Raw genomic sequence first — 19,990 nt, 5'->3', positions numbered from 1 at the left:
GGAAGTTTGGATATTCATCAAAACAATTGACTCCGTATGCAATAGTATATTGGATTCCATGAAGATTAAATTATTGGACAGCCCTATTGCAAATTTCACAGCTGATGATCCGATTTATATGAATTATTATAAAGTGAAATTTTATGATAGTTCTCAAATAAATACCGGAAGCATTGTAGATTATTATTGGGATTTTGGTGATGGAAAATTTGCATACACTAGAAATACAACACACAATTACTACAATCAAGCTGTTTTTGATGTTTCACTAACAGTTACTGCTGATAATGGTTGCTTTGATACGGAGTTGAAGGCAAACTTTATTAATTTAAACCTGATAGGAGTTCGAGAAAAAAACAATATTCCAACAATAAAACTATACCCGAATCCAAGTTCAGCAGATATTCATCTTGTTACCGATTTCAAAATGAAGGAAATAATAATTTATAATTCTATTGGAGAATTGATAGAAAAAAAGGGAATAATGGACTATCGGTTTACAATCCAAAATCCCGGTAAAGGACTTTATTATTTGAAAATAATGGATGTAAAAGACAATTTATATATTGAAAAAGTAATATTCAATTGATTATTTAATGACTAACTTTGGTTTATACAGATCAAATCATGAAATGCTTTAAAGTAAAATATTCAATAAACCGAGTATTATTACGCTTAGGCATTTCATCTAACATTAAAACAAATGAAAAAACTCTTCCTATTCTTAATAATAGCTAGCATTGCTCTATTATCTGTACAAAAGTCAATGGCTACCCATATGGTCGGTAGCGATTTAAGCTGGACCTGTGTTGGGCAAGATAGTTTTATTGTAAATCTAACAGTTTACCGCGATTGTAATGGAGTCCAAATTGGAGCAGCAGCAGTTCCTATTAAATGTCTCACAACAGGAGCATCTATAACTCAAGTCACTATTACTAAACCAACACCCATCGATATTACGCCCAAATGTGGTGCTTCTTGTTCCAGATGCCAATCATACAGTTGTTCCTTCCCCTATGGTATTGAAAAATATGTGTATACAAAATTAGTTGTCCTTAGCAGTGCTGGAAGTTGTTGCAAAGTAGTTATGTCATACAGTATGTGTTGCCGGAATTCATCTATTACAACCGGAGCTGCAAATCAGAACTTTTACACAGCCGCAAACTTAGATAGATGCTTGAGTAATTGCGATAATGCACCTTCCTTTTCACATGATCCTGTATCCATCATTTGTATTGGGCAAGATGCAACTTTTGATTTTGGAGCTTATGATACCGACAAAGATTCAAATGGCAAATTATTGGATTCCTTAAGTTACGAATGGGTTCATCCACTATCAAGTGCAAGTTCAAATATTAGTTATGTTGGCCAATATGCATACAATAAACCCATTTATTTCTGGGGATTTCCAAGTTCAAACCTTCCATTCCCCAGGGGATTTCATTTAAATGGAACAACAGGAGAAGTCAGCTTCCGACCCATGAAAATAGAACAAACAGTTATGGCTGTTGCTGTAAAAGAATGGCGAAAAAACAGCAGTGGAAATATGGAAATGATTTGCTCAGTTCGTAGAGATATTCAAATTATTGTCATTAGTTGTCAAAATAATAATGCACCAATTTTGTCAGGCCCTTATTATAAAACTGTAGCAGCGGGCAGTTCTGTTATTTTTCAATTCAGCACGCTTGATTATGATACCAAAGATACCTTAACCTTATGGTGGAGTGAAAATATTGACAATGCCGCCTGGCTAACATCCAATGGGCAAGAAAAACAACCTACTGCCTATTTAGTTATCCCAACCGATGCATCTGATATAGGTAATACATACAGGTTTTCAGTAAGCGTTAAAGATGATGCCTGTCCGGTACAGGGAAAATCAAGTAAAGCGTACCAATATACCGTGACCCCACCAGATTCAAATGCAAATCCTGTTGAAATACTGTATCAGCTTGATACATGCGGCTTCTATACCTTTAGTGCCTCCGATTCCGGGGCACAAAATACATGGCATATTGTTGATGGTGTGCCTATTATTTCGAAAGGAAAATCTGTTACTCATCGATTTGCAAGCCCTGGCAGCTATTCTGTAATCCTGGAACGATTCGAGAATAATGTGTCATCTATCATTTCAAGTCTTGTTGTAACTAGTTCAAGTCCATATTTAACGCTTGAATTACAAGATACTTTTCAAGTTCAGCCAGGATTTCCTCCCACTGTAAATCCTGTAATTAAAAATCCAAATCAACTAAATTCATTTAAATGGCATGATGGAAACACAACAGTCTTAAACAGAACCTTCCCCTATTTAGCTACAATACCAAAACAAAAAATAAAGTTAAGTCTTAGCGATTCGGTTGGATGTATAGTACAAGACTCCAGTATATTATTTCATGGATATGCATCTGTTCAGGTAGGAGAAGATATTATAAAGTGTAAATTGGGCAATACACTAGTTACAGCAGATGTTACAATTTTTGATGTTGCGAACAAGACATCAAATTATGGATGGTATAAAGAAGGTTCGACTGTTAAAATATCATCATCCTATTCTCTTAATCCACAGGATAGTGGAAACTTTGTTTATATTTTAAGTCTCCAAAACGGATATACAACTTCAGATACGGTTCATGTAGCATTTTGGCCAAAGCCATCTATTTACGTTGGTCAAGACACTGTTGTTTGTAGTAATAGCGGAGCAATTCCCTTATTCGCCCATGAAACATATAAATTATCTTATTGGTCAGGATTTGGAATTGATTATGATAGCAATGGAACTTTCATTGATATTCTAAACAACAGCTTTATCAATAACCAACCTTATCCATATAACTACTCCTATTCTGATTCTAAAAATTGCAGATATACTTTTACAAAAACGCTGACTGTTAAGCCAAAAGTAGCCAAACCTAAAATTGGACCCTTTGGCCCCTATTGTATTCACAGTAAAGCTTACGACTTATTTGGAAGCACAATAGGAACATTCTCCGGTCCAGGGATAATCAATCAGCGCTATTTTAATGCAGATACTGCAGGTATTGGAACACATGAAATAATCTTTAAAGCAGGATATGACTTATGTCCTGAATATGACACCACTTATATTACAGTAAACGACATTCCTCATCCTGCGTTAGCAACAAAAAGTGGGATTACTGAATTTTGTGCTGATTACGGGAAAATAGAATTAACCGGAACACCATTGGGAGGTTGGTTCTATGGGTATAAGGTTATTGGAAATACAGTAAATACCAAAGATCAAAATGGAGATTTTAATGTTCACTATGGATATACCGATTCCAATGGATGTTCAAATAATGGCTCCTTAACGATCAAACTGATAAACAAACCAATGGCTATCGATTTACAAACTGTGAATGGTCAATCTGAATTTTGTCCAGATTATGGCATTATTGAATTCATAGGAACTCCGTCAGGAGGTTTGTATTTAGGAAATAATGTGGTTGGGAATACTGTTAATACAAAAGATGAGCATGAGAACTTTGATGTGTATTATAAATACACAGATACAATTGGATGTTCAAATATTGATACCCTTACAATTCAACTGCAAAACAAAGCAATCCCAATTGATTTGAAAACTGTTAATGGGCAATCCGTATTTTGCCAAAACTATGGAGAAATTGAGTTATTGGGAATACCATCAGGAGGAAGCTATTTTGGATATAATATAAACGGAAACAAGATTAATACCAACGATCAATCAGTCAATTTTGATGTTAGTTATTACTATACTGATTCGAATGGATGTTCAAATAGAGATACCCTAAATCTCAGCCTGATTGACACCGCTGATTTTAACTTTAGTGCAAAACAAATTGTTAAGCAGAGCAATCAGTGGAAGGTGTTTTTCAGCATGAAGGCCAATGCAAATCCTCAAAGTTTCAAGTACTATTATTGGAAATTTGGCGATGGAGAAACATCTCAAGCAACCAATCCATCACATACTTACAAAGCCCCGGGCAATTACAGTGTCAGTCTGAGAATCATAAACGAAGATGGATGTATGGGAACAGTAAGCAAAGAAGATTATATTTCAGTTGTTGTTGGTGTGGAAGAAGAAGGATTTCAGGAGGCTATTTCAATTGTCCCAAATCCGGCTACATATGAATCCCTTATTATTTCGCAAAATCTGCTGAAAGAAATTTGGCTGTATAATGCATTAGGAGATGAAATTTTGCATGCAAAACCAATGACTAAAACACACAAAATACTGAGTCCGGGAAGTGGCCTCTTTTTTATACGAATTGTTGATATTGACAATAATATCTACTTTAAAAAAGTGATATTCAACGACTAAAGCTGTTTGCGTATTACAATAATATTTTAAAAGCAATCAAGTAAACTACGGTCATCAGTATCATTGAGTAGAACAATGCTTTTAATCGAGGCAAGGTTTTTTGCTGCATAATCTAATTTTTACTCTTATATATTCCCTAACAATAAATTAGGTTACTTGCTATTTAGGGACTTCAATCAAAATCTTTTAGTAAAAAATCCGCATATTTGCGCAATAATTTTTTGTGTATTAACTGATTATAATCAGTATTTTAAGGAGCAATTTAAAGCAGGGTTAGAAGATATAGCATGTTGAAGTTCAATGAATACAAAAACTACAATCACTCAGAGATTGAAGAGGCCGTAAAAAAGTTTTGGAGTGAACACAATACTTTTGAAGAAAGTATCAATACACGTGAAGGGAAAACACCCTTCATCTTTTATGAAGGGCCTCCCTCTGCTAATGGAATGCCAGGCATCCATCATATGCTATCAAGAACCTTAAAGGATATATTTTGCCGTTACAAAACACTACAAGGATTTCAGGTGAAACGAAAAGCAGGTTGGGATACACATGGCTTACCGGTTGAAATTTCAGTTGAAAAATCTTTAGGATTAACCAAAGAGGACATAGGAAAAAAAATAAGCGTTGAAGACTATAACGCAGCCTGTCGAAAAGATGTATTAAAATATAAGGATTCCTGGGATGAAATAACCACAAAAATGGGTTATTGGGTTAATCTTGATGATCCCTATATTACTTTTGAGAATAAATACATCGAATCAGTTTGGTGGCTTTTAAAAGAGTTATATAAGAAAAATCTATTGTACAAAGGCTACACTATTCAGCCTTTTTCACCAGCAGCTGGTACAGGTTTATCATCACACGAATTAAATCAGCCCGGCTGTTACAAAGACGTTAAAGATACAACCTGTGTTGGCCAGTTTAAAGTGATTCGGGATGATAAGTCTGATCATATTATAAAAATACTTGATGCCGATTTATTTTTTCTTGCATGGACTACCACACCATGGACATTGCCTTCAAACACCGCATTGGCAGTTGGTTCGAAAATCAACTATGTTTTAATCAAAACCTTTAACCAATATACAGGAACGGCAGTAAATCTGATATTGGCGAAAGAATTATTCAGAAACTATTTTCCTGAAAAGAATGAAAATTTAGCTTTCGAAGATTATAAGATAGGTGATAAGGAGATTCCATATAAAGTTTTAGCAGAGTTTACTGGCAAAGAGCTGGAAGGAATAAACTACGAACAGTTAATTCCATGGATCAAACCAATGGGAGATGCATTTAGAGTTATTCTTGGCGATTTTGTAACCACAGAAGATGGTACAGGTATCGTTCATATTGCACCAACTTTTGGTGCTGATGACGATAGAGTTGCCAAACAAAACAATATTGTTCCTTTGGTATTGATTGACAAGCAAGGGAAAAGGCAACCAATGGTGGATAGAACAGGTCGATTTTACCCCGTTGAAGATTTGGATAATGACTTTATTGAGCAATATGTAAATAAGGAAAATTACAAAGGCTTTGCAGCAAAATTCGTCAAGAATGAATACGATTCAAACTTAACGGATAAAGATCCAACAACAGATGTTGATATTGTTGTGATGCTTAAGCTGGAAAATAAAGCTTTCAAAATAGAAAAGCATGTGCACAGCTATCCACATTGTTGGAGGACCGATAAACCTATCTTGTATTATCCTTTGGACTCTTGGTTTATCAGAACCACCGCTGCTAAGGATAAACTAATTGCATTAAACAAAACCATTAATTGGAAACCTAAATCAACAGGATTAGGTCGATTCGAGAATTGGCTTGAAAATTTAGTGGATTGGAATTTATCCCGATCCAGATATTGGGGCACTCCCCTTCCTATTTGGAAAACTGAAGATGGAGAAGAAGAAATTTGCATCGGTTCAATTGCTGAATTAAAAAGCGAAATTGAAAAATCAATGGATGCAGGTTTCATGGAAAATAATCCGCTGGCATCTTATGATCCAAGTGATATGTCGGATGAAAATTATAACAATTTTGATCTTCATAGACCCTATGCAGACAATATAGTGTTGGTTTCACCTTTAGGACAGGCAATGAATCGCGAACTGGACTTAATTGATGTTTGGTTTGATTCAGGAGCAATGCCATACGCGCAATTCCATTATCCGTTTGAAAGCCCAGAATTATCCAACTACTTTCCTTCTGATTATATCTCAGAAGGTGTAGACCAAACCCGGGGATGGTTTTTCACCTTACACGCTATTTCCACACTTGTTTTTGACTCTGTTTCTTACAAAACTTGTTTATCGCATGGTTTAGTCCTCGACAAACAAGGCAACAAAATGTCGAAAAGGCTAGGCAATGCAGTTAATCCTTTTGATGTGATAAATCAGTATGGTGCCGATGCCACACGCTGGTATATGATTACCAACGCCCAACCATGGGAGAACTTGAAATTTGACCTGGAAGGAGTTAATGAAGTTCGAAGAAAATTCTTTGGTACACTTTACAACAGCTATTCGTTTTTCGCACTTTATGCTAATATTGATCAATTTAAATTTACTGAAGAAGAAATACCCACTCAAGACAGACCTGAACTAGATCGATGGATATTATCTGAGTTGAATAGCTTAATTAAAACGGTTACTGCGTTTTATGAAGATTATGAGCCTACTAAGGCAGGTCGTGCAATTCAGTCATTTGTTAACGAACATTTAAGCAATTGGTATGTACGTTTAAGTAGAAGAGTATTCTGGAAGGGGGATTATAGCCACGATAAGATATCAGCTTATCAAACGCTTTATCGTTGCTTAATGGATATTAGTCATTTAATGTCGCCAATAGCACCTTTTTTTGCTGAACAATTATTCAGAGATTTAAGTCAGGTAAGTAAAAAAAGCAATGTAAATTCAATTCACTTATCTGAATTTCCTCTTTATCAGGATCACGAAGTAGATAAAGATCTGGAAGAAAGAATGCAAATTGCTCAACAAATTTGCTCCATGATACTTTCGTTACGAAAAAAGGAAAACATCAAAGTCAGGCAGCCTTTGAATAAAATACTAGTACCGATTATCAATAAAAGATTCAAACAACAGGTAGAAGAAGTTAAGGATTTAATATTGAGCGAAACCAATGTCAAAGGAATTGAATACATTGAAGACACCAAGGGGGTTATTACTAAAAAAATCAAACCTGATTTTAAAAAGCTGGGACCCAAATTTGGCAAATTAATGAAACAAGTAGCAGCTGAACTTAGTTTATTAGATCAGGATGAAATTAATCAACTGGAACAAAATGGGAATTGTTTGCTGAGCATTGAAGGACAAGAAATGAACATTGAGCTGTCTGATTTGGAGATTATTTCAGAAGATATACCTGGTTGGTTGGTTGCTAATTTAGGCAACTTAACTGTTGCTTTGGATATTACAATAAGCGACAAACTTAAATTCGAAGGATTAAGCCGAGAAATCGTAAACAGAATTCAAAATTTAAGAAAGTCGAAAGGATTTGAAGTGACCGACCACATTGACATTTTAATTGAAAAAGAAAGCATCATAGAAGAATCAATAAATCAATTTAAAAACTATATTTGCAGCGAAACTTTAGCAGATAGTTTAAAGTTTATTCACACTATTAGGGAAAACAAAGATATTATTGAGATTGATGACCTTAAATTAGGTGTAAGCATCACAAAAGTTTAAGACCATGGAAGAACAAAAATTAAAGTCCAGGTATTCCGATCAGGAATTAGATGAATTTAGACAAATCATTAATGTGAAACTTCAAAAAGCAAATGATGAACTTAAATTTCTTCAAGATTCAATTCTGAACCCTAATGAACACGGAACTGATGATACACATCAGGCTAATAAACTTTTGGATGATACCAGTTTTTCTCTTGAAAAAGAGAATCTGAGTCGTTTAGCGGACAGACAACGCAAATTTATTTCCAGCCTTGAAAATGCCTTGATTCGGATAGAAAACAAAACTTATGGTATTTGTCGAGAAACTGGAAAACTTATTGCAAAAGAAAGGTTACGTGCTGTTCCTCATGCCACATTAAGTATAGAAGCCAAACAAAAGCAATCCTAGTTTTGAAATACATAAAACCTTTACTAGTAATAATTATTGTTTTAGCTGCCGACCAGATTTTCAAACTCTGGGTGAAAAATAATATGCAATTAGGGGAAGAAATTGACGTAATTCCAAATATGTTCATTCTTCATTTCACTGAAAACAATGGTTTTGCCTTTGGATTTGAATTTGGTGGTAAAATTGGTAAATTTATTCTCACTTCCTTTAGAATAGTAGCAGTAGGTTTCATTGCATACATCCTCATAAAAATGATCAAACAAAATGCACCAAGCGGATTTAACATCAGCTTGAGTTTGATTTTTGTTGGTGCCATTGGTAATATTATTGATTCTGTAATTTATGGGGTAATTTTCAATTATGCACCTTTGTTTCATGGACGCGTAGTTGATATGTTATACTTTCCCCTAATTAAAGGAAGTTATCCCGACTGGTTTCCTGCTGTAGGAGGCGACCCTTTTATCTTTTTCCGTCCGGTTTTTAATATATCAGACACCGCCATTACAACAGGTGTATTGGTAATTTTGATATTTTATAGAGGTTTTCTTAAGAAATTCTAACATCAATTGCTCCATGATTAAGGCAAAGGGCATAATCAAATCATTTGATACATTACAGGTTTTAAAAGGAATTGATCTGGAAGTTAATTCTGGTGAGATAGTTTCAATTGTTGGCCCTTCTGGCGCAGGAAAAAGCACCTTACTGCATATTGTTGGAACAATTGACACACCAGATGGAGGTGAAGTACTGATAGATGATGTTAATATTCACGCATTAAATCCCAAGAAATTAGCCAACTTCAGAAGTAGAAATATCGGTTTTATTTTCCAAAATCATCATTTATTACCTGAATTCACCGCACTTGAAAATGTGTGTATTCCTGCTTTTATAGCCGGAGAAAACAAGGCAAAAACAATTACAAAAGCCAAAGAATTACTTTCTTATTTAAAACTCACAGACCGTTTAGATCATCAGCCCAATCAAATGTCGGGTGGTGAATCACAACGTGTTGCTGTTGCCCGCGCATTAATTAACAACCCCAAAGTAGTATTGGCAGATGAACCCTCTGGAAATCTGGATACACAAAATGCGGAAGAACTTCATCAGTTATTTCTTGATTTAAGAAAAGAGTTTTCACAAACTTTTATCATTGTAACACATAATTTACAGCTGGCAAAATTATCTGATAGAGTGATTACCCTCAAGGATGGAATGATTGATAATTTTTGATTGCGAACTAACGTTCTTTCAAGTCTTCTGAAGGGTGACTTGGAAGTTTTTATAAATGAAAGTCTCCAGACTTTCATATTAGACAAAGAACATAAACCCAATTCCGAACAATTGAATAATAGAACACTTGAATAACGATTTCTGAAGTTTTTAGAATCTGTAAATCACGTTCTTCCAAGTCTTCCGAAGGATGACTTGGAAGTTTTTATAAAAGAAAGTCTCCAGACTTTCATATTAGACAAAGAACATAAACCCAATTCCGAACAATTGAACAATAGAACACTTGAATAACGAATTTAGAAGTTTTTTAGAACACGTTCTTTCAAGTCTTCCGAAGGATGACTTGGAAGATTTAATAATAGAAAGTCTCCAGACTTTCATATTAGACAAAGAACATAAACCCAATTCCGAACAATTGAACAATAGAACACTTGAATAACGAATTTAGAAGTTTTTAGAACAGGTTCTTTCAAGTCTTCCGAAGGATGAATGGAAGATTTAATAATAGAAAGTCTCCAGACTTTCATACAAGACAAAGAACGTAAATTCAAATTCAAATCTAAGTCACTGATTTGCATATTTTTGCTCTCGGAATCTCCTTCTGTTAGATCAAATAAGAATTAATTAAGTTTGGAATTTTATATCGCCTTATTCACATGCAAAAAGAATCCGTTTTCCTTCAGATTATTCCAGCCATATTCAAACCGAAATACCATATCATAATAACTTACGATATCGAGCCCAACGCCTGCACTTAACAACCACTTATTTTGCAGGTTAAAGCTTTTATAATGAAAATCATCATACACATAACCATCATCAAAAAACAGCTTTACATAGGCATCAATCGGAATTCTATTGAATTTTGGAAGCGTAATAAATTCTAAATCCAGAACATGTGACAAAAGATGGTACTTTAATTCATTTCTATTCAAAAAGTAAGCTTGACCTTTTATCAAGTAGTATTCAAATGAACGAACAAAAATTCCATGATAGCCAAAATTTGGAGCCAATAAAAAAGATTGATTGCGTCCGCTGCTAAATTCTGTTGAAAGTTGGGTAGCAAAAAACAGTTTTTTACTAATAGGTTTATAGGCGGAAAAAAGGCCAGAAAAATTTACATGATTAACATCATTAAAAATTGAAAGTCCATTTTTTACTAATTCAAGCTTTGAATAATATCCTGCTGTGGGATAATAATGAATATTGGTTTTATTGGTTTCGAAAATATATTGCAAAGCAAAATATTGCTGTTTATTACTGCCATTTTCTAAATAGCTGGGATTTATCTGAGCTGCACTATCACTTATTCCATCCTGATTATAGGAGAAATTAATACTATGCTTGTTGCTAATACTAGGACGATATGAGTAGCGCACATCAAATCGCATGCGTTGACGAATAAATTCATCCTTTCTCAAATAAGAAAGTTCATTTGATTGTAAGGTTGTCAATGCAAATTCGCGATTTCTTATATACTGAGCCACAAGCAATAAGCCTGATTTTTGACTTTTGGCAAAATAAGGTACCTCATAACTGGCATAAAGTTGTTGTGAAAAACCACTTTTAACCATAGCTGAGAAAGTTTCATTTCGCCCACGGCAATTGTATTGATTGAGCAAGAATCCATATTCAACACGCTTCATGTCGTGATTATACAAATACCACCACTCATTTAAACTTCTGTCAGCTAATTCAATTACCACATTGGGAATAGTGTACCACCGTTCTTTAACAACAATGATAAAACTTACTTCATTTTGATCCAGAATTCTGCTTTCAATATTTACTTCCAAAAACAAATGCGTATTGAAAATATGATTCTCATTAATTCGCACAATGGTATCTAATTTTTGTTTTGAAATAACCGAGCCTTTTTGAAAGGTCAATTCCCTTAGTATAACATGATCCTTCGTTTTCTTAGTGCCAAGAATCAGGATATCGGTTACTACTAAAGAATCTGATTCGTAAATTGGAGCATCAGCAAATGAATTGCTTAACATAAAAATAGATAGCAGTAAAAACAAAACGGACTGTTGTAAAGGAAATTTACTGCTTGTTTGCATTGATTGCGTTTTTTTATAGGAGCAGCAAAAGTACATATAAAGCACCATATGAATTGAATTATCCACCGTGCAAATGGTAATAGCAGCAGTTTTTAGTCCATTTAAGTGGAAAAATAATTTTGAATCAGATGGAAATCTTAATGATATTGACGACTCATAAATCAGTTGAAAATGAAAGTTATTGCCATAATACCAGCACGTTATGCGTCTAGTCGATTTCCGGGAAAACCTTTAGCCATGATTGGAGATAAATCCATGATTCGAAGAGTGTATGAAAGAGTAAAATTAAGTGGTGTTGATGAAGTGTTGATAGCAACGGATGATGATCGAATTAAGGAGCATGTTGAAAAATTTGGAGCCAAGGTTATAATAACCTCATCGAATCATACAACCGGTACTGAAAGATGTGCTGAAGCATTAACCAAATCAACCAATGATTTTGATATCGTTATAAATGTACAGGGTGATGAGCCTTTTATCGATCCAAGTCATTTGAAACAACTAAGTCGTGTTTTTGAAGAAAAAGACATCCAAATTGCCAGTTTGATGGACAAATTTGAAACACTTGATGAACTTCACAGTCCAAATAATATTAAAATAACGGTCGATCAGCATAATTTTGCGCTCTATTTTAGTCGATCGGTTATCCCCTACATTCGTGATCAAAATATTGACAAGTGGTTTGCAGAAAATACCTTTCATAAGCACATAGGTATATATGCTTTTCGGACTTCTGTTTTGAAAGAAATTGTTAAATTGCAGTCCATCCAGACTGAAGCTGCCGAATCGCTGGAGCAACTTAGGTGGCTTTATCACGGTTATAAAATTAAATTGATAGAAAGCAAGCATCATGGTATTTCAGTTGATACGCCTGAAGACCTTGAGCAGGCAAATTATATATTAAATAATACTTATAGTTAAATAAGCATGAAATCTACACGTTACATTTTTGTTACAGGCGGAGTAACATCATCATTGGGCAAAGGAATATTGGCATCCTCATTGGCAAAACTTTTACAAGCTTCAGGATACAGGGTAACCATTCAAAAGTTTGATCCTTATATCAATGTGGACCCTGGCACTTTAAACCCTTATGAACATGGGGAGTGTTATGTAACTGATGATGGAGCTGAAACCGATCTTGACCTTGGTCATTATGAACGTTTTCTGAACCAGCCAACTTCACAAATGAATAACACTACAACTGGTGCTGTTTATCAGGCTGTTATTAATAAAGAAAGACATGGCGATTTCCTGGGAAAAACTGTTCAGGTTGTTCCTCATATTACCGATGAAATTAAAAGCAGGTTTACTAAACTTGCTGAAAGTGGAAATTTTGATATTGTCATTACAGAAATTGGAGGAACAGTTGGTGATATTGAATCAACACCATTTGTAGAAGCAGTTCGTCAGTTTAAATGGGAGCTTGGTCCTGGTATGTGTCTGGTTATACATTTAACACTCATCCCCTTTTTAAAAGCTGCTGGAGAATTAAAAACCAAACCCACTCAACATTCTGTAAAAGTCCTGCAAGAACATGGAATTCAACCTGACATATTAGTTTGCCGTGCAGAACATTCACTTGGAAAAGATATTCGTGCAAAAATTGCCAAATTTTGTAATGTTACAACCGATTCTGTTATTGAAGCAATTGATGTAGATACAATTTATGAAGTTCCCCTTAAAATGAAAGAGGAAAACCTTGATCGGGTAGTTCTCTTTAAGTTGAATTTGATGGCTAAGCATGATCCAGAATTAACAGCCTGGAAAAAATTCATTCAAAAGCTAAAAACACCTGTAAGAGAAGTATCCATTGCACTGATTGGCAAATACACTGAACTTCCTGATGCTTATAAATCAATCAAAGAATCTTTCACGCATGCTTCAGCAATGAATGAATGCAAGGTGAAAGTTGATTATATTTCCTCTGAATACATCAATAATAATAATGTTGCTGAAAAATTAAGTAAATATCATGGGATATTGGTAGCACCTGGTTTTGGTGATAGAGGTATTGAAGGAAAAGTAACAGCAATAAATTATGTTCGTGAAAATAAAATTCCATTCTTTGGTATTTGTTTAGGAATGCAATGTGCTGTAATTGAATTTGGACGTAATGTGTTAAAATTTGCTGATGCACATTCTACAGAATTCAATCCTGATAGTGAGTATCCTGTAATTGACCTTATGCAAGAACAAACTAATATCATTAACAAAGGAGGAACCATGCGTTTAGGGTCCTATCCATGTGATATAAGTTCTGATAGCAAAGCATATAAGATTTACAAGAAAAAAACAATTGCAGAAAGACACAGACATCGCTACGAATTCAATAATAAATTTCGTGAAGATTACAAAAAAGCAGGATTTATTCCAGTTGGATTAAATACAAAAAGTGATTTGGTTGAAATCATGGAATTGCACGATCATCCCTGGTTTATTGGCGCTCAATTCCATCCTGAATTAAAAAGTACGGTTGCCAATCCTCATCCTTTGTTTGTTGACTTTGTGCGGGCCGCTATTGAGTATTCGAAAAGTTAGTAATAATTATGAGTTATCATTTTCATAAATATCACGGAGCAGGAAACGACTTCATTCTGATTGATGATCGAAATCTTGATTTCCCATCTTATGATAATGGTTTGATTTCTCAAATGTGCCACAGGCGTTTTGGAATTGGTGCTGATGGACTAATATTGTTACAAAACCACAATGATTTTGATTTTGAAATGAAATATTTCAATGCAGATGGTTTTGAAGGCAGCATGTGTGGCAATGGTGGCCGATGTATTGTTCAGTATGCTAAAGATTTAAATATTATCGTTGATACATGTTCATTCATGACCGTGGATGGATTGCATCAGGCAGAGATTATTTCAAATGGGGTAAAACTCTCCATGTCAAATGTTAATGGTTACAAAAAAATCGAATCTGATTATTTTATCGAAACAGGTTCACCTCATTTGGTATTAATACGTGAAAAAATTGCTGAAATTGATGTTATCAACGAAGGAAGGAAACTCCGATATGATAAATCCATCGCATCCAATGGCTGCAATGTTAATTTCATTGAGCAAACCGACATAAACACAGTGGCTATAAGAACCTATGAACGAGGGGTTGAAAATGAGACCTGGGCCTGTGGAACAGGTGCAGTTGCATCTGCAATAACTTTTGCCATTAAACACAATATGCCTGATGGGGCTTGTTCGATTAAAATGCTAACAAAAGGCGGAAATTTAGTTGTTGATTTCATAAAATCAGAAGCGAAGTTCTCAAATGTTTATCTTTCAGGGCCTGCAATGTTTATCTACACAGGTGAGTATAAATGAGATAAGCTTCACAATCTTATTGCTTAAATTTATACATTCTACTAAAATCAAATTAAGACTCAAACTATGAGAATTTCTCTTATTTTTAGTTTTCTGTTACTTTTTCTAGCAAATACAGTAGCTCAGGACATAAATCAAAATCAGCCTGATATCAACTGGAAAGTTCTCAAAACAGAACATTTTAAAATTATTTTTCCTGAAAGTATTGAAACTGAAGCTCAACGTGTGGCCAACACCATGGAATTTCTTCGTGAACCACTTCAGAAAACACAAAATACAGAGATGACTAAATGGCCAATTATTTTATCAACCAACGCATCAGTAGCAAATGGTTATGTCACGCTTGCACCCAAGCGAAGTGAGTGGTATGCAGCTTCACCACAGGGAAGTTTATTAGGTACAGGTGAATGGTATAATTTGCTGGCATCCCACGAAGGACGACATATGGTTCAATACGATAAAATGGATCATGGCTTAACCCGGCTTGCCCATATTTTATTTGGTCAAACTGCTGCAAATGGCTTGTCGTTTTTTTCCGTACCCTCCTGGTATTGGGAAGGTGACGCAGTTGGAACTGAAACAGCCTTATCCTCAACTGGACGAGGTCGAATTCCAGCCTTTGATATGCATACACGTACATTATTACTTTCTGATATTAACTATTCATTTTATAAGGCTGCCTGCAGATCGTTTAAAGACTATTACCCAAACCATTATACTCTGGGCTATCATCTCACAACACATGTGAAACGAAATTATCCGGTAGAATCCTGGAGTACTATTACCAGAAGAACAGCAAATTTTTCAGTAAGTCCGTTTCGTTTTTCACGCATGATGCGTTTAACGACTGGATTTAATGCGAGAAGAACCTATAATAACACAATGGAAGAGCTGGATAGCTTGTGGACAAAAAAGCTGGAAGGATTGCAAATAACAGATTCAAAACAGCTGAGTCCTGAAAAGCAAAAAGTCTGGACAAACTACAAATACCCCTATGATGCAGGAGATTTTATCATTTGCGTGAAATCAGGTTTAGCAGATGCTTACCAGCTTGTTAAAATTGATAAAAAAACAGGACAAGAAGAAAAAATAAGACAAGCCGCTGCTTATGATGGATATTCTTCTGCCGGAGATTTCATATGCTGGAACGAATACCATAGCGATCATCGCTATGTCAATCAAAATTATTCTGATATTGTTTTGTACTCCATGAGTAGTAAAAAAGTGAACTATTTGTCAGAAAAGGGACGATATTTTGTTCCTGCCTTATCACCTGATGCCAAACAAATAGTAGCTGTAAAATACAGCCCACTCCGTGAATGCAATCTAGTGATTATTGATACTGAAAGTGGCAAAGAAATCAGCCAAATTCCAAATCCTGAAAATGAATTCATTCAAACACCCAAATGGTCAGAAGATGGGAAAAAAATAGTATATACAAAGCAAAAATTTGATGGAAAATCATTGGTCATTTGTGACATGGATTCAAAAACCGAAAAGGTGATAATACCTTCTGGCTGGGAGAATATTGCGAACCCTATTTTTTATGGAGATTTAATTTTATATGAATCAGCATATACCGGAATCGATAATATTTATGCAATCAATATCACCAATGGGAAACGATATCAGATTAGCAGCAAGAAATTCGGTTCTTTTAATCCTACTGTTAGCAAGGATGGCAATACACTTTATTTTGCAAACTATGATGTCAAAGGGCACAGCTTGCATGCAATGACGTTAAATCCATCAAAGTGGATTCCAATCGACCAAATTCAAAATAGGGACATTCACTATTATGAACCCATGATTTCACAGGAACAGGGCAAGAGCATTTTGGACGGAACAGATCAAATTCCAAAAATAAGCTATGAAAGCAAACCTTATAAACATTTTACAAACTTGCTTCATATTCATGACTGGAGTATTTTGCCTATTCCTCCTGATATCAATTTTTCGATTACTAGCACCAACTTGTTAAATACAACACGACTTGATTTAGGAACGCTATTCAACAGCAATGAAAAAACTTTCTACAATTCTTTGAATTTCAGTTATGCACGTTATTATCCGATTTTTACAGGAGGTATTGGTATTGGTGAACGTACCATCAAATTTGATTCACCCACTACAGAAGAAGACACGACAGACACCTGGAAAGAAACAGTTTTCGGCTTAAACATTAGTGTTCCTTACGTTTGCTCCAAGGGAAACTGGACTCGGCAGGCCATGGGAAAAATTGGATTGGCATACACCTCCATCAGTGATGGATTGTATATCGCTGAAACACAAACTGATTTTAATGGCGTTTTCATTCCATTTTCAGGTAATATTTATTTCAGTAATATCATGCATTCTGCCCAGAGAGATCTTCATCCCCGCTTTGCTCAGGCGTTGAATTTCTGGGTTCATAGAACTCCTTTTAATGGGGATTTCAGAGGAGAGCATATTTCCCTGAATTCAAAATTTTATTTCCCAGGGTTTGCCAGACATCATAGTAGCGTATTTGAAGCTGCTTTTGAAAATCAAAATCCAGATAATTATTATTTCCAAAGTAAAATTATAGCCTCAAGAGGTTATCAATACCAGTATTTCGATCGCGTATTTCGTTTATCTGCCGGCTATGAGCTCCCCTTGTTTTACCCTGATTTCCACTTAGGTTATCTGCTATTTATTAGAAGAGTATCCGCTGGACTTTTTTATGATTATGGTCAAGGACAAACAGGAAACTTAACATCTGAATTCAATTCAGTTAGTTTGGAACTAAACTTTAACTTTACTGTGTTTAATATTCCAGCATACTTGGACACAGGATTAAGATTTACTTACCAACTTTCAACAGGAGATATTGTCTGGGATTTTTTATTTGTAGATATCCCATTATAAAATACGTATGGAATTATTATTAGGAAAAACAATTGATGAACTCAAGGAAACTGTAAAAATACTTGGATTACCAACCTTTACAGCTAAACAGATTAGTAAGTGGTTGTATCAGAGCACTGTCAATTCGATTGATGAAATGACAAATATTTCGCTTAAAAACAGAGAAATATTAAAAAGCAAATACGAGTTTGGAGTAACAGCTAATTCAAAAGTCACTGTATCAAGCGATGGTACTAAAAAATATTTATTTCCTGCAGGAAAAAATAAATACATTGAAGCAGCATATATTCCTGATCGGGATCGACATACACTTTGTGTTTCTTCGCAGGTGGGCTGCAAAATGGGCTGCCTATTTTGTGCAACTGCAAAACAAGGTTTCCAAGGTCAACTTAGTGCTGGAGAAATAATCAATCAAATCAGGAGTATACCTGAAAGAGATCAACTTACTAATATTGTTTACATGGGGATGGGTGAACCCTTAGACAATCTGGCTGAAGTTATGAAAAGCTTGGAAATACTCACCAGCGATTGGGGATTTGCCATGAGTCCACGTAGAATTACCGTTTCAACGATTGGTATTATACCTGCAATGAAAGAATTTATTGAGAAAAGCAATTGTCATTTAGCCGTGAGTTTACATTCCCCCTTCAATTCAGAACGTTCCAAACTTATGCCAATTCAGAGCAGATATACAATTAACCAAATCATTGATACTTTAAAAGCTTATGATTTTGGCGGACAAAGACGTATATCTTTTGAATACATTGTTTTTAAAGGATTGAATGATTCTGAGAAGCATGTCAATGAATTAGCCAAAATTCTAAATGGAATTAATTGCAGAATTAACCTGATCAGATACCATAGTATTCCGGGATTCAATTATGAAAGTCCAAAAAATTCAGCCATGCATGATTTCAGAGAAGCCCTAAACAGAAAAGGCATTATTGCCACAATCCGATCCTCACGTGGGGAAGATATTTTAGCCGCTTGTGGTTTACTTTCTACAACAGAATTGAGAAGGGTTTAATGAAAAAAGTTATTCTAATTTCTATTCTATTGAGCTTTTCTGTTCAGCTATTAGCACAAAGAAATACATGTGTCGATGGTGTAGAACAATTGAAAAAAGAACATTATAAAAAGGCAGCAAGAAAATTCACTAAATGCATTGAAGAAAATCCCCAAAATCATCAGGCACTTTACTACCGTGCATTAGCCAACTCTATTAAAGGCAAAAAACCTGAACAATCGTTTTATGATATTGATAAGGCAATTGCCATCACACAGTCTGATGAAAATTATTATTATCTCCGATTATTTATAAATTCTGTTGCTCAAGATACAGGAACTGTATATGCAGATGCCAATAAAGCGATTCAATTGGATAGCAGTTTTGCTGAAGCCTATTATGGGCGAGCAAAAGTGTATGCTATTCTCTGGATTATCAGTTTTGATGTCCAAAACAAATTGGATTGGTGTTATTCCCATGCAAAGCAAGATTTGGACAAAGCCATTGAACTCAAACCGGATTTTCATCAAGCTTATGCTTTTAGAGCATTTATCAGCCGATTTTACAATCCCAATAATGAAATAGATGTTATGGTTGATCTTGATAAATCGATTGAAATGCAGAAAAAACAAAGAAATGCGTATGCATATAAAGCATTTTTCAGTTTGAAGGATGCCAAGCTAAAACCTGTTTTAGGAAATCTGATCAGAGCCTATATTTTCAATCGAAAAGAAGAATTGCTGCCAGTTGATTTTTTAATATATCAGATTGATTAGCAATTGCAAAAGTTCAGCAAAGTATTTCTTGGAACTTTTTCCTGACTTTGATTTAATGTTGTTTCAAGAGTTTAGCGAAGCGTCTCTTGGAACTTTAAATACATTAAAGTCTCCTGACTTTAACATTGAAAAGAGGAATATGAATATACCACACAAATTTGACAATGCTGATGGAATAATTTTCCCAAGATTTTAGCAAAGCATTTCTTGGAACTTGCAATGAACAAAAATATCCCGATTTTTATTTAATTCAATACTACAAAGACTGAAGT

At 34.8% G+C, this 19,990-nt stretch carries 13 protein-coding genes; 12 read left to right on the top strand and 1 reads right to left on the bottom strand.

All coding sequences use genetic code 11. From position 1 onward, the window contains the following. Nucleotides 1-58 precede the first annotated feature (58 nt). The 6 genes from HOG71_10925 to HOG71_10900 all read left to right on the top strand — a co-directional run bounded on the left by HOG71_10925 (nucleotide 59) and on the right by HOG71_10900 (nucleotide 9,652). Complete coding sequence (locus tag HOG71_10925; GenBank protein ID MBT5991350.1) at nucleotides 59-589, top strand: PKD domain-containing protein; 531 nt, start codon at nucleotides 59-61, stop codon at nucleotides 587-589. Nucleotides 590-3,352: 2,763 nt separating this feature from the next. After that, complete coding sequence (locus HOG71_10920) at nucleotides 3,353-4,321, top strand: PKD domain-containing protein (GenBank protein ID MBT5991349.1); 969 nt, start codon at nucleotides 3,353-3,355, stop codon at nucleotides 4,319-4,321. Between the two features lie 287 nt (nucleotides 4,322-4,608). After that, complete coding sequence (locus HOG71_10915) at nucleotides 4,609-8,031, top strand: isoleucine--tRNA ligase (protein ID MBT5991348.1); 3,423 nt, start codon at nucleotides 4,609-4,611, stop codon at nucleotides 8,029-8,031. A 4-nt stretch (nucleotides 8,032-8,035) separates the two neighbouring features. Further along, the gene (locus HOG71_10910) at nucleotides 8,036-8,422 is read left to right on the top strand and encodes a TraR/DksA family transcriptional regulator (protein ID MBT5991347.1); all 387 of its coding nucleotides are present in this window, start codon (nucleotides 8,036-8,038) and stop codon (nucleotides 8,420-8,422) included. Next, the gene (locus HOG71_10905; protein MBT5991346.1) at nucleotides 8,416-8,982 is read left to right on the top strand and encodes a lipoprotein signal peptidase; all 567 of its coding nucleotides are present in this window, start codon (nucleotides 8,416-8,418) and stop codon (nucleotides 8,980-8,982) included. The genes HOG71_10910 and HOG71_10905 overlap by 7 nt, the downstream gene beginning before the upstream one ends. 13 nt (nucleotides 8,983-8,995) lie before the next feature. Further along, a complete protein-coding gene (locus HOG71_10900) occupies nucleotides 8,996-9,652 on the top strand; it encodes an ABC transporter ATP-binding protein (protein ID MBT5991345.1) in 657 nt (218 codons plus the stop codon). Between the two features lie 638 nt (nucleotides 9,653-10,290). Here the strand turns inward: HOG71_10900 and HOG71_10895 are convergent. After that, entirely contained in the window at nucleotides 10,291-11,718 is a 1,428-nt protein-coding gene (locus tag HOG71_10895) for a BamA/TamA family outer membrane protein (GenBank protein ID MBT5991344.1), read from the bottom strand. Nucleotides 11,719-11,889: 171 nt separating this feature from the next. Here HOG71_10895 and kdsB point away from each other — a divergent pair, with 171 nt between their 5' ends. From kdsB to HOG71_10865, 6 genes are all read left to right on the top strand, one after another. After that, entirely contained in the window at nucleotides 11,890-12,639 is a 750-nt protein-coding gene (gene kdsB, locus HOG71_10890) for a 3-deoxy-manno-octulosonate cytidylyltransferase (protein ID MBT5991343.1), read from the top strand. A 6-nt stretch (nucleotides 12,640-12,645) separates the two neighbouring features. Then, nucleotides 12,646-14,259 carry a CTP synthase gene (locus tag HOG71_10885; protein ID MBT5991342.1) on the top strand — a complete coding sequence of 538 codons (1,614 nt, stop codon included), beginning with the start codon at nucleotides 12,646-12,648 and terminating at the stop codon, nucleotides 14,257-14,259. Nucleotides 14,260-14,267: 8 nt separating this feature from the next. Continuing rightward, nucleotides 14,268-15,050 (top strand): diaminopimelate epimerase, encoded by a 783-nt coding sequence (locus HOG71_10880; protein MBT5991341.1) that lies wholly within the window; start codon nucleotides 14,268-14,270, stop codon nucleotides 15,048-15,050. 66 nt (nucleotides 15,051-15,116) lie between these two features. Continuing rightward, a complete protein-coding gene (locus HOG71_10875) occupies nucleotides 15,117-17,936 on the top strand; it encodes a hypothetical protein (protein ID MBT5991340.1) in 2,820 nt (939 codons plus the stop codon). Between the two features lie 7 nt (nucleotides 17,937-17,943). Beyond that, nucleotides 17,944-18,963, top strand: a complete 1,020-nt coding sequence (gene rlmN / locus HOG71_10870) for a 23S rRNA (adenine(2503)-C(2))-methyltransferase RlmN (GenBank protein MBT5991339.1) — start codon at nucleotides 17,944-17,946, stop codon at nucleotides 18,961-18,963. Continuing rightward, on the top strand, nucleotides 18,963-19,718 hold the full coding sequence (locus HOG71_10865) for a hypothetical protein (GenBank protein MBT5991338.1): 756 nt from the start codon (nucleotides 18,963-18,965) through the stop codon (nucleotides 19,716-19,718). Before rlmN ends, HOG71_10865 begins: the two co-directional genes overlap by 1 nt. Nucleotides 19,719-19,990: the final 272 nt, after the last annotated feature.

Source organism: Bacteroidota bacterium (genome assembly GCA_018698135.1).
GTDB lineage: Bacteria > Bacteroidota > Bacteroidia > CAILMK01 > JAAYUY01 > JABINZ01.
This window is presented reverse-complemented; position numbering and strand designations above follow the sequence as displayed.